This window comes from Acidimicrobiales bacterium, assembly GCA_035512495.1.
Taxonomy (GTDB): domain Bacteria; phylum Actinomycetota; class Acidimicrobiia; order Acidimicrobiales; family CADCSY01; genus DATKDW01.
Map to the genome: position 1 here is coordinate 59,740 of DATKDW010000058.1, position 11,735 is coordinate 71,474.

General features: G+C 72.3%; 12 protein-coding genes. 2 read left to right on the forward strand and 10 right to left on the reverse strand.

Features of this window, described 5'->3' with window-relative positions; translation table 11 throughout:
- Positions 1-4: 4 nt before the first annotated feature.
- The 6 genes from VMN58_08480 to VMN58_08505 all read right to left on the reverse strand — a co-directional run bounded on the left by VMN58_08480 (position 5) and on the right by VMN58_08505 (position 6,285).
- Positions 5-931 (reverse strand): metal ABC transporter permease, encoded by a 927-nt coding sequence (locus VMN58_08480; GenBank protein ID HUF33225.1) that lies wholly within the window; start codon positions 929-931, stop codon positions 5-7.
- A complete protein-coding gene (locus VMN58_08485; GenBank protein ID HUF33226.1) occupies positions 931-1,680 on the reverse strand; it encodes a metal ABC transporter ATP-binding protein in 750 nt (249 codons plus the stop codon). The genes VMN58_08480 and VMN58_08485 overlap by 1 nt, the downstream gene beginning before the upstream one ends.
- 95 nt (positions 1,681-1,775) lie before the next feature.
- Positions 1,776-3,347 (reverse strand): amidohydrolase family protein, encoded by a 1,572-nt coding sequence (locus VMN58_08490; GenBank protein HUF33227.1) that lies wholly within the window; start codon positions 3,345-3,347, stop codon positions 1,776-1,778.
- 93 nt (positions 3,348-3,440) lie between these two features.
- Complete coding sequence (locus tag VMN58_08495; protein ID HUF33228.1) at positions 3,441-4,406, reverse strand: zinc ABC transporter substrate-binding protein; 966 nt, start codon at positions 4,404-4,406, stop codon at positions 3,441-3,443.
- A gap of 143 nt (positions 4,407-4,549) precedes the next feature.
- Positions 4,550-5,503: an electron transfer flavoprotein subunit alpha/FixB family protein gene (locus VMN58_08500; protein HUF33229.1), complete on the reverse strand. Its 954-nt coding sequence runs from the start codon at positions 5,501-5,503 to the stop codon at positions 4,550-4,552.
- Positions 5,503-6,285, reverse strand: coding sequence for an electron transfer flavoprotein subunit beta/FixA family protein (locus VMN58_08505; protein HUF33230.1), 783 nt, complete (start codon positions 6,283-6,285; stop codon positions 5,503-5,505). The genes VMN58_08500 and VMN58_08505 overlap by 1 nt, the downstream gene beginning before the upstream one ends.
- 98 nt (positions 6,286-6,383) lie before the next feature.
- Here VMN58_08505 and VMN58_08510 point away from each other — a divergent pair, with 98 nt between their 5' ends.
- A complete protein-coding gene (locus VMN58_08510) occupies positions 6,384-7,310 on the forward strand; it encodes a diacylglycerol kinase family protein (protein ID HUF33231.1) in 927 nt (308 codons plus the stop codon).
- A gap of 78 nt (positions 7,311-7,388) precedes the next feature.
- Here VMN58_08510 and VMN58_08515 read toward each other — a convergent pair whose 3' ends face one another.
- The gene (locus VMN58_08515; GenBank protein ID HUF33232.1) at positions 7,389-8,090 is read right to left on the reverse strand and encodes a glycerophosphodiester phosphodiesterase; all 702 of its coding nucleotides are present in this window, start codon (positions 8,088-8,090) and stop codon (positions 7,389-7,391) included.
- Positions 8,091-8,238: 148 nt separating this feature from the next.
- Between VMN58_08515 and VMN58_08520 the strand changes: the two genes are divergently transcribed.
- Positions 8,239-8,517, forward strand: a complete 279-nt coding sequence (locus VMN58_08520; protein HUF33233.1) for a WhiB family transcriptional regulator — start codon at positions 8,239-8,241, stop codon at positions 8,515-8,517.
- An 89-nt stretch (positions 8,518-8,606) separates the two neighbouring features.
- Here VMN58_08520 and VMN58_08525 read toward each other — a convergent pair whose 3' ends face one another.
- The 3 genes from VMN58_08525 to VMN58_08535 form a co-directional block, all read right to left on the reverse strand.
- A complete protein-coding gene (locus VMN58_08525) occupies positions 8,607-10,118 on the reverse strand; it encodes a histidine kinase N-terminal domain-containing protein (protein HUF33234.1) in 1,512 nt (503 codons plus the stop codon).
- Positions 10,119-11,039, reverse strand: a complete 921-nt coding sequence (locus tag VMN58_08530) for a PHP domain-containing protein (GenBank protein ID HUF33235.1) — start codon at positions 11,037-11,039, stop codon at positions 10,119-10,121. It abuts the gene before it with no gap.
- A 45-nt stretch (positions 11,040-11,084) separates the two neighbouring features.
- A partial coding sequence (locus tag VMN58_08535; protein ID HUF33236.1) for a hypothetical protein occupies positions 11,085-11,735 on the reverse strand: 651 nt, incomplete at its 5' end.

The window sequence follows — 11,735 nt, forward strand, 5'->3', positions numbered from 1 at the left end:
GAACCTACCAGGCCGACTGAGAATCGTTGAGAACGGGGTCGTGGCTGTGGCCGTGGTGGTCGTGGCCGTGGTGCTCAGGGGTCTCGTCGCGGCCGAGCAGCGCCCGGGAGCCGGCGCGTGAGGCCGCGGTCCGGCGGGCCGCGTCGATGCCCGCCAGCACTGCGAAGAGCGCAACGGTGACGAGCACGATCGACCCGCCTGGTGCCAGACCCCAGACCCGGGCGGACACCAGGCCGACGACGACCGAGGCCACGCCGATGGCCACCGACCACGCCATGATCCCGAGCTGGCTGCGGGCGACCACCTGGGCGCTGGCAACGGGCAGGACCATCAGGGCGGCAACCAACAGGATGCCGACGACCCGCATCGAGGCCACGATCGTCACGGCGATGAGGATCGACAGCACGGCGTTGAGGGCGGCGACAGGGAGGCCCGCCACCGTGGCCCACTCCTCGTCGACGGCCATGGCGAACAGGGCCCGTCCGCAGACGGCGACGGTGAGGACGATGACGGCACCGAGGCCCACCACCACCCAGACCTCGGCGGGCCGCACCGTGAGGATCGACCCGAAGAGGTAGCTGAAGAGGCTGGCGTCGAGCGACCCGCTGAGGCCGATGAGCACCACGCCACCGGCGATCCCGCCGTAGAAGAACAGGGCAAGGGCAAGGTCGCCCGTGGCCCGGCCCCGGGCCCGCAGCCGCTCGACGGCCACCGCTCCGAACACCGATACGGCCAGCGCCGACCACACCGGCCAGATGCCGAGCAGCAGGCCGCCGGCCACCCCGGCGAAGGCGAGGTGGCCGATGCCGTCACCGAGCAGCGACATGCGCTTCTGGACGATGAAGATCCCGATGAGGGGAGCACAGGCCCCCACCACGAGGCCGGCCAGCAGCGCCAGCTGCATGTACTCGTGCTCGAAGGGATACGGCATCAGACGACCCCCTCCAGCCACAGCGGCAGGTCGGTGCGGTGCACACCGAGGGAGACACCTTCGCTGGTGAGCTCCTCGGGGGTGCCGTCGAAGCGGATGCTGCGCTTGAGGACGATGATGCGGTCGAGGTCGTCGGCCACCGCGCTGAGCTCGTGTGAGACGAGCAGGACGGTGCCCCCCTTTGTCTCGACCAGGTGGGTCAGGGCGTTGCGGAAGCTGCGCTGGGACTCGGCGTCGACGCCGGCGACCGGCTCGTCGAGGACGAGCAGATCGGGCTCGCCGGCGAGGGCCCGAGCGATGAAGGTGCGCTGCTGCTGGCCACCGGAGAGCTCGGCCACACGCTCCCGGCGCAGGTCGAGGAGGTCCACGGCATCGAGGGCGGCGTCGATGGCGGGGCGGTCGGTCGAGCGGCGCCGGCCCAGCCAGCCGGTGCGGGCGAGACGGCCTGCTGCCACGATGTCCTCCACGGTCGCCGCCAGCCCCTGGGCCAGCATCGGCCGCTGGGGGACGTAGCCGAGCCGGCCCCGGTCGCGGAGACGACCCGGCCGCTCCCCGAAGAGCTGCGACCGGCCCCGTCCGGGCTGGAGGAGCCCGAGGGCGATGCGCAGCAGGGTTGACTTCCCCGAGCCGTTGGGCCCTACCAGTGCCACCAGCTCGCCGGCACCGATGTCGAACGAGACCCCCTCCAGCACCGGGTCGTGGTGGTAGGCGAAGGAGATGTCATCGAGCTCGAGGACGGGAGCGGGCATGGGGACGATCCGGGGTCAGGCGCAAGAGGGCGCAGTGGGAACCACTACCGATCTTACGAGCCGTGGTGAGCACGGCCACCATCCGCCCCACGGCCTCAGGCGTAGGTGACGGGGCGCCCGGGCCGGACCTCTGGCCGGGACTTCCCGGCGGCGCGGACCACCTCACCCGCCACGAGGACCCAGTCGATGCCGACCGACGCCCGGGCGGGGTCTGCGACCGTCGCCCGATCGGCCACCCGTCCGGGGTCGAGCACGCACACGTCGGCGTCGGCCCCGACCTGGAGCCGGCCCTTGGTGCGCAGGGCCGGCGCTCGGCCCTCGAGCAGGCGGGCGGGCTGGATCGTCATCTTGGCCACCGCCTCGGTGAGGGTGAGCACGCCGAGGTCACGCACGTAACGACCCAGCGTGCGGGCGAAGGTCCCGGCGGCCCGTGGGTGGTTGTTGGCGCCGGGATCGATGATGGCGTCGCTGCCAACCATCACCAGCGGGTGGCCCAGGGCCAGCGCCACCTCCTCGGTCGGGATGGCGTAGGCGACCGCCAGGGTGTTGCGTTGGCGGTGGTGGGCGAACGACTCCGGTGTGAGGCGCTCACCGGTGCCGGCGATGGCCAGGTCGCCGTGGTCGATGCGATAGCGCTCCTGCCACCCGGCGTCGAAGCGGGCCGTCCCCAGGTAGGTGGCCCAGAAGTCATAGGGGTAGGTGCAGGCCGTCACCGCGATCCCCTCCCCGCGAGCTCGCTCGAGGGTGGCCAGGGACTCCACCATGGAGAACGTGCCACCGGTGCTGACGATGTGCTCGACGTGGACCGCCGCCCCTGTGCGCCGGGCGGTGCGGATCACCTCGGCCAGGGCCTCGGCGTTGGTGCCGGGGGGACGGTCGGTGGAGTAGCGGGCGTGGAACAGCAGAGGCACCCCCAGGGCGGCCGCCACCTCACCGAGGGCCATGATCTCGGCCTCGTCGACACCGGGGGTGTACTCGGGCTCCACGTCGATGCCGACGAACCCGGCTTCCACCTCGGCCGCCGCGGTGGCCGCCAGGGCGCTGATCTGGGCGGGGGTGGCCGGCTCGTAGGGGTCGATCCCCATGCGGGCCCGCTCGAACGGCGACCGGAAGGCGCCGCCGTAGTGGAAGGGGTGGCCCTCCTCTGCCCAGGTGGCGAAGCTCTGGCCGGCGATGCCGTTGACCCCGTGCATGACCAGGTTGGTGGTGACGCCGTCGGCCACCTTGAAGGGACCACCCACGGCGGTGGGGGCCCCCGACAGCACGTCGATGAAGCCAGGGGTCACCACCATCCCGGCGGCGTCGATGGTCGAGCGCCCCGTGAGGGCGGCGGTGGTGACGGCCTCGATCCGGTCGCCGTCGATGCCGATGTTGGCCACGGCATCGAGGCCGGTCTCGGGGTCGATGACCCGGCCGCCCACGATGGCCACGTCGAAGGTGCGGCCGTCGGGAACCGGGTCGGTGGGGGCGGGCGACGACGGCGGGTCGGGGCGTCGGGGCACGGCCGGCGAGGTCGCCCGGGCGGGACCAGCCGCCCCGGGCGGGGTCGGGGGCAGTGCTCGAACGAGGCCGAGGTTGGCGGCCGCGAAGCCGAAGCCCACCAGGAGGCGGCGCCGGTCGATGCCCGGCGGTCGCCGTGGTCCCCGGGCGTCCGGCTCGTCCCCCACGACCCGACGCTACGCCGGGCCGGCCGCTGTCAGGGCGCGCGCCCTGCAACCGGCGGGACCGTCGGCTCCGGGCGGCCGCGCCTCAGCGTGCCCTCACGAGCACTCGAGGGCGGTGACCAGGTTGTCGAGGTTGCCGTCCATGATCGAGGTGAACGACTCGCCGGCCGCCCGCTGCTCGTCGGTGAGGCCCTCGAGGGGGTTGAGGGTGAGCGTCTCGACGCCTGCTTCACGCGCGAGGGCCTCGGCGACGCGGGGCGACACCAGCGTCTCGGTGAAGACCACGTTGATCCCCTCCTCCTGCACCAGCTCGACGAGCTCGGCCATGCGGCGGGGGTTCGGCTCCTGCTCGGGCGACAGGCCAGCGATGCCCTCCTGGCGCAGTCCGTAGCGGTCGGTCATCCACCCGAAGGCCTCGTGCTGCACCACGATCAGGTCGTGGCGGCAGTCGGCCAGGGCCTCCTGGTAGCGCTCGTCGAGGTCAGCCAGCTCGGCGGCGAAGTCCTCGCCGTTGGCCTCGAAGGCCTCAGCGCCGTCGGGGTCGACCTCACTCAGCGCGACGACGACCTCGTCGACGATGGCGCTCATGAGGGTCGGGTCGAGCCACACGTGCGGGTCGAGGGCACCCTCGCCGTGCCCGTCGTCCTCGTCGTCCTCGTCGTCGTGGCTGTCCTCGGCCACCTCGCCCTCGGCGTCGATCGGCAGCTGCTCCAGCAGCTCGACGACCAACCCCCCGCTGCGCTCGGCCAAGCGCTCGACCGCCGGCTGGAAGCCGCGGCCCATCACCAGCACCACGTCGGCGCCGAGGATCGACTCGACCTGGCGGGGGTTGAGCTCGATGTCGTGTGGTTCGGCACCGGCGGGCGTGAGGTTGGTGACGCGGACGCGGTCGCCCCCCACCCGCTCGGCCGCTTCGGCAAGGGGGTAGAAGCTGGCGACCACCTCGACGGGGGCGGCATCGGCCCCACCCTCCTGGGCGGTGGTGGTGGCGCCGTCGTCCCCGCCGCACGCGGCGGCGACCAGGGCGACGATGCCGAGACCGGCGATCAGGGACGTCTTCATGGATTCCTCTGGCGGGGTGACCGGGAGTGACAATGAGAACGATCCCCGCTCTGATGGGACGGTACGCCTCCTGGGACTCGTTCGCAAAACAACGACGACCCCGGCCGGAGCCGGGGTCGTCGGTCGAGCGGGAGCGGGTTCGCTCAGCGGCCCTTGAGCGCCTCGAGGAGGGCAGGGACCACCTTGTGGACGTCACCGATGATGCCGAGGTCGGCGACGCCGAAGATCGGCGCCTCCGGGTCCTTGTTGACGGCGATGATGTTCTTGGAGCCCTTCATGCCCACCATGTGCTGGGTGGCGCCGGAGATGCCCAGGGCGATGTAGACGTCGGGCTTGACGACCTTGCCGGTCTGGCCCACCTGGTACGAGTAGGGCACCCAGCCGGCGTCGACGATGGCACGGCTGGCACCGGGCGCACCCTTGAGCACCTTGGCCAGGTCCTCGACCATCTGGTACTTCTCGGCGTCGCCGAGGCCACGGCCACCCGACACCACGAGGTTGGCCTCGTCGAGGATGGGGCCGGAGTGCTCCTCGACGTGGCGGTCGAGCACGGTCACCTTGCCGTCCTCGGGCACGTCGGCGGCCACGACCTCGGGGGTGGCGGCGCCACCCTCCTCGGCCACGAACGACTTGGGCCGGAAGCTGGCCAGGTGGGGGGTCTCGCAGCGGAAGGCGGTGGTGACGAGCTGCGCGCCACCGAAGATGGCCGTCTCGACGAGGACGTCGTCGCCCTCGACGCGGATGTCGGCGTTGTTGGTGAGCACCGGGCGGTCGAGCTTGACCGACAGGCGGCCGAGGACGTCTCGGCCCTCGTAGGTGCTGCCGAACATGATGAGGTCGGGGACGTTGCCGTCCTCGATCTGCTTGGCCATGGCCGAGGCCACCGGCACGCCCTGGAGGGACTCGGTGGCGACGGTGTACACCTTGGAGACGCCGTACTTGCCCAGCTCGGCGGCCACGGCGTCGGCGTTGTCGCCGGCGTAGAAGGCCTCGACGGTGTCGGCGAGCGAGCGGGCCTTGGTGATGATCTCGAGGGTGATGGACGAGGGCTTGTCGCCGCCGACCTCGGCGTGCACCCAGATCGTGGAGAGGGACATCAGATCACCTTCTGGGACTCGAGGAACTGGACGATCTTGAGGTGGCCCTCGCCGTCGTCCTCGATGATCTCGCCGGCCTCGCGCTCGGGGGCGGCGGTCACGGAGACGATCTCCTGGCGGGCACCGGCGGCGCCGACCTGGTCGGCATCGAGGCCGAGGTCGGCCACGGTGAGCTCCTCGACGGGCTTCGACTTGGCGGCCATGATCCCCTTGAACGAGGGGTAGCGGGGCTCGACCACACCGGCGGTCACCGACACGAGGGCGGGCAGCGGGGCTTCGCACTGGTCGTAGCCGGCCTCGGTCTGGCGTTGGACCTTGACCTTGCCGTCACCGGTCTCGATGCTCTTGGCGAAGGTGATCGAGGGGAGGTCGAGGAGGGCGGCGACCTGTTCGGGCGTGGTGCCCGTGTAGCCGTCGGTGGACTCCGTGGCGGCGATCACCAGGTCGGGCTCGACGCGCTTGATGGCGGCGGCGAGGACCTTGGCGGTGGAGAGGGCGTCCGAGCCGGCGAGTGCCGGGTCGCTCACGAGGATGGCCTTGGCGGCCCCCATGGCGAGGCCGGTGCGCAGGCCGCCCATCTCGTTGTTGGGTGCCATCGAGACGAGGGTGACCTCGCCGTCGCCACCGGCGGCGGTGACGAGCTGCAGCGCCATCTCGACGCCGTAGGCATCGGACTCGTCGAGGATGAGCTTGCCATCCCGCTTGAGCCACTTGGTCTCTGGATCCAGCGAGCCCGGCGAGGCCGGGTCCGGGATCTGCTTCACGCAGACGACGACGTTCATAGGTGACATCCTCTCCCCACACCGGGGCCTTGCCAAATCCAACGGGCTGCTCGCGCTCCGGGTCAGGCTGCTGGGTCCGGCTGTAGCGTGCGGTGCCCTTGAAGGTCCTGCTCCTGGTCAACTCCTCTGCATCGTCGGTGACCGCCCGCTCGCGGGTGGTGATCCAGAATGCCCTGAGCGCCGACCACGAGGTCACGCTGGCGGAGACCAGCCGGCGCGGCCACGCCGCCCGCCTGGCCCAGGGAGCGGCGGCGGCCGGCATCGAGGTCGTCGTGGTGCTCGGCGGCGACGGCACCCTCAACGAAGCGGCCAACGGCCTCGCCGGCACCGACTGCGCCCTCGGGGTGCTGCCCGGCGGCTCCACGAACGTCTTCGCCCGCACCCTCGGCCTGCCGAACGACCCCATCGAGGCCACGGCGTCGCTGCTCGAGGCCCTCGCCGCCGGCAGCATCCGCCCGGTGAGCCTCGGATCGGTCAACGGCCGCTACTTCCTCTTCCACGTGGGGCTGGGCTACGACGCCGCCGTGGTGCGCCAGGTCGAGCGCTGGGCCGGCCTCAAGCGCTACGCCGGTCACCCGCTGTTCGTCTATGCCGCCCTCACCACCTGGTTCCGCCACTACGACCGCAGCCGTCCCCGCTTCGCCCTCCACTTTCCGGACGGCGACGTGGTCGACGACGGCTACTTCGCCCTGTGCTTCAACACCCACCCCTACACCTTCCTCGGCAACCGGCCCCTCGAGGTGGCGCCCGACGCCACCCTGGAGCGGGGGCTGGTGACCCTCACCATGCGCACGATGCGCTTCGCCACCACCCTCACCGTGGTCGCCTCGGCGATCGGCTCGGGCCGGCGTGCCCGCTCGCACCGCCTCACCGACTACCGGACCGACCTCCCCGGCCTGCGGGTGGTGGGCCACGGGCCCTTCCCCTACCAAGTCGACGGCGACTACCTGGGTGAGGTCGAGGAGCTCGAGCTCCGTCACGAGCCCGGCGTGCTGCGCCTGGTCACACCCGTCTCCCTGGGCTGAGCAGCGGTCCGGCTCCGGCGTTCTGGCACCAGGATCGCGCCGATCGTCAGCGCGGTTCTGGTGCCAGAACGGGGGTGGTCAGCGGCGGCGAGCCGCCAGGGCACGGCGGGCGACGTCGGGGACGTTGGTGATCACCCCGTCGACCCCCAGCGCGGCCAGCTCGGCGATCCGGGCGGGGTCGTCGACGGTCCAGGCGTTGAGGGCGATGCCGGCCTCGGCGCAGCGGGCCACCAGCTCGGCGTCGACGCCGACGTGGATCGGGTGGAAGGTGCGGTGGCCGTGGCGACGGCAGCGGTCGAGCAGCCGTGCCCCGCGCTCGGGGTCGGCGCCGAACACGGCCAGGAAGGCGGTGGGCATCGCCGCGTCGAGGGCCAGCACCCGGTCCACGGCGGTGACGTCGAACGACGAGATCAGCACCCGGTTGCCGGCGCGGGCGTCGGCGACGGCTCGCAGGACGGCGGGCACCATCGGGTGCGCGGGGTCGTGGCCGGCCTCACCGGGGAGGTCCTTCAGCTCCACGTTGACCACCAGGTCACCGCACGCGTCGAGGGCGGCGTCGAGCAGCGGCACCGTGGACGGCAGGTCGACGGCGGCGACCTCGACGACGACGCGCCCGTCGGCCAGGGTGGCGTCGTGGTGCACCGCCAGGGCACCGTCGGCAGTGCGTCGGACGTCGAGCTCCACACCGTCGGCGCCGAGGTCCACCGCTGCCCGGAACGCCGCCAGGGTGTTCTCCGGTTGGGCGGCCGAGGCACCACGGTGAGCGAAGATGCTGGTCACGGGCGATCTTTTCGGGAAAAACCCTTGCGCTTCTGTGTCGAAGACGTTACGGTCCAACTTGGCTTCCTGCGGGCGAGTTCGCCGTCCAGCCTCGTGAACGAAGTCACAACCCCTCTCTTCCCCCCGCGACCGTGGAGCTTCCGTGGCCCTGACCTTGAGCCGTACCGAGTCGAGCGCCACCCACACGTGGCGTGACCAGGCATCGTGCCGCAGCACCGACCCCGACCTCTTCTTCCCGGTGGGGTCCACCGGTCCGGCCGTCGGCCAGATCGAGGCGGCCAAGGCCGTCTGCCACACCTGCCCCTCCAAGGTCCCGTGCCTGGACTTCGCCCTCGAGAGCCACCAGGACTCCGGCGTCTGGGGCGGCACCTCCGAGGAAGAGCGCCGCACGATCCGGCGCCAGCGCCGCCGCCGCGCCGCCTCCTGAGCACCACCTGACCCGGGCGGGCACGACCCGCCGATGCCGGCCTCCCTCCGCGGGAGGCCGTGTCGCGTTCAGGGCGGGAACGGCCACCGTCAGCGCCCGGAGTGCTGCGGCACGCCGAGGGGGACGTCGATCACGATGCGGGTGCCCGGCCCGTCGTGCTCGGGGGACTCGCCCTCGGCCCGGGACGACATCTCGATCGAGCCCTCGATCTGGCTGGTGACGAGGCTGCGGACGATCGACAGGCCCAGCCCGGTGGTGCCTTCGAGCGTGAACCCCTCCGGCAGGCCCACGCCGTTGTCGACCACGGTGATGTGGAGCACCTCGTCGTCGTTCTCCAGCGTCACCACCACCCGGCCCTCGGCCCTCGACTCGCCGGCCGGCGGGTCGGGGAAGGCGTGGTCGACGGCGTTCTGCAGCAGCTCGGTGAGCACGACGGCCAGCGGCGTGGCGAGGCGGGCGGGCAGCTTGCCGGCGTCACCCTCCACCGAGAAGCGCGTCGGCCGCTCGGGCGAGAGCAGGCCCTCCTCGACCATGCGCACGAGGGGTCGCACGATCTCGTTGAACGACACGTCGTCACCCGTCGCCCGCGAGAGCGTCTCGTGCACCAGGGCGATGGAGCGGATGCGGCGGACCGACTCCTCGACAGCCACCTTGGCCTCCGGCGACTCGAGGCGCCGGCCCTGGAGCCGCAGCAGCGACGAGATCGTCTGCAGGTTGTTCTTCACCCGATGGTGGATCTCGCGGATGGTGGCGTCCATCGAGATGAGCAGCCGGTCACGGCGACGCAGCTCGGAGATGTCGCGCAGGAGGACGAGGGCGCCGGTGACCTCGCCCTCGTCGATCAGCGGCACGCAGCGGACGACGACGGTGATCTCCGGCCCCCGCTCGATCTCCTCGGTGACCGGCGAGGCAGTGTCGAAGGCAGTGCGGATCGCCGTCTCCTCCAGGCCGATCTCGCTCAGGCGCACCCCCTCGGTGCTGGCGTGGACACCCACCCGGTGCAGTGCGGACACGGCGTTGGGGGACGCGTACTGGACCCGGGCCGCGGCATCGAGCACCAGCGCACCGTCGCCGACCCGAGGGGCCTCCTCGGTCTCGGTGTCCTCCGAGGCGAAGGGGAAGGCACCGGTGGAGATCATCCGCGCCAGGCGCTGGAAGACCGCCACGTAGGTGCGCTCGAGCTCACCGGGCTGGCGCCCGATGGTGGGCAGCGACTCCCGGCTGCACACCCCGATCACCTCGCCCTCGAAGCACACGGGGATCGAGAGGATCCGGACCCGGGAGTGCTCAGGGGTCAGGTTGATCTCACCCTCGACGATCTCGCCGCTGCGGTACGCCCGGGCGACGAGGGGGCGCTTCACGTCGTCGACCACCTCGCCCACGAAGTCCCGGCGGTAGACGGTCTGGTTGGTGGTGGGGCGGATCTGGCCGACCACCACGAAGCGGGCGCCCTCCTCGCCGACGATGGGCACGAAGAGGAGGAGGTCGGCGAAGCACAGGTCGGCGAGCGGGCCCCAGGACGCCACCAGCCGCTGGAGGTGGGCGACCCGAGGGGCGTCGAGCCGGGAGTGGGTGCGGGCCAGCTCGGCGAGGCTGGCCACTCAGGCCACGCCCTCGGCCGGTCCGGCGCCGTGGGCCGGGGCCACGGTCAGCGCCACGTCGTGGCGACGGCGCCCCCGGAAGGCGGCGAGACGGTCGTAGCCCGCAGCGGCGAGCAGGGCGGCGACGTCGCCGCGGCGCTCGGCCACCCGGTGGACCCGGTGGGCGTCGCTGGCGGTGGTGACGGGCACGCCCGCGTCGGCGAAGCGCTGCAGCAGCGGGGGCGCCGGGTACGCCTCGCCCACCGGCTTGTGCCACCCCGCGGAGGAGACCTCGGCCGCCATCCCCGACCGCGCCGCCGCCTCGGCCATGCGGGCGTAGAACTCGTCGGGCACCTCCGGGCGGCGCCCGTAGACCTTGCAGAGGTCGGGGTGGGCCAACACGTCGCACACCCCCGAGTCGGCCAGCTCCTCGAGGGCGGTGGTGTAGGCCCCCCAGACCGCCTCGACCGCCCGGTGGTCCCACTCGGCGCCGAAGGCGGGGACCTGCCAGTTGTCGAACCCCCACGCCCCCACCCAGTGGACCGAGCCGAGGAGCACGTCGAAGGGGTAGCCGGCGAGCAGCTCGGCCACCTCGTGCATCCGACCGGCGTAGTGGTCGACCTCGAGCCCGAGCACCACCGGCAGCCCGGCGGCCTTGGCGGCCAGCACGACCTCGACGTACTGGTCGAGGTCGGCGCCCTTCTCCGACTCCCACCACTCGGCCATCGCCGACCGCAGGGCCGGGTCGGCCTCGACCCCCGGCTCGTCCCACCACCCGCCGAGGGCGGCGTCGGCCTGCCGGAAGCGGTGGAGGTGCTCGGTGAGGGCGATCTCGGTGACGCCCTCGGCCGCCGCCACCTTGCAGTAGGCGGCGACCTGCTCGATCGTGGCCTCCAGCGGGCGCGGGCCGTGCTCCCAGAGGTGGAGGTGGTAGTCGAGCACGGCGGCCATGCTACGGCCGGCCCCGGGGGGTGCAGACGCTCTGGACTACCGGGAGGGCGTCCAGAGGCGCTCGCCGACCGCGGCGAGCCCGGCGAGGTCGACGATGTCGGTGTCGAGGTACGGCACCGAGGCCACCGCGTCGGGGACGGTCGCCAGCTCGTTGCGCTGCTCGGCCTCCCGGCGGGCCACCACCTGGAAGTTGAGGAAGCTCTCTCCCACCTCGGCCAGGACGCGCGACCGCTGCCCCTCCTCGCCGAGCTCATCGGGGAGGCGGGCAGCGATGCCCGCGGGGTCGTTGGTCAGCGCCTCGGCGGTGCGGGTGGCGTCGGCGTCGAGCAGGTAGGAGGGCAGCACCTTGTTCAGGACGAGGGCGCCGAGGTGGTACTGCTTGGCCGCCAGCGCCTCGATGAAGAACTCCGCCTCCCGCACCGGTGCCGCCTCGAGGGTGCTCACCACCACGAAGGTGGTGCGGCGGTCGGCGAGCACCCGCTCGACGGCGTGCGCCCGCTCCACGAACCCGTCGTAGAGCGACTGGAAGAGGATGAAGAACTCGGCGATGTCCTGCAGGAAGGCGGAGCCGAGGATGCGGTCGGCCACCTGGTAGAAGGGCTTGGAGGCGAAGTTGACGATGCGGCTCCGGTACGGGGCGATGAGCCAGCGCAGGAGCCGGCTGGAGAAGAAGTCGGCCATGCGCTC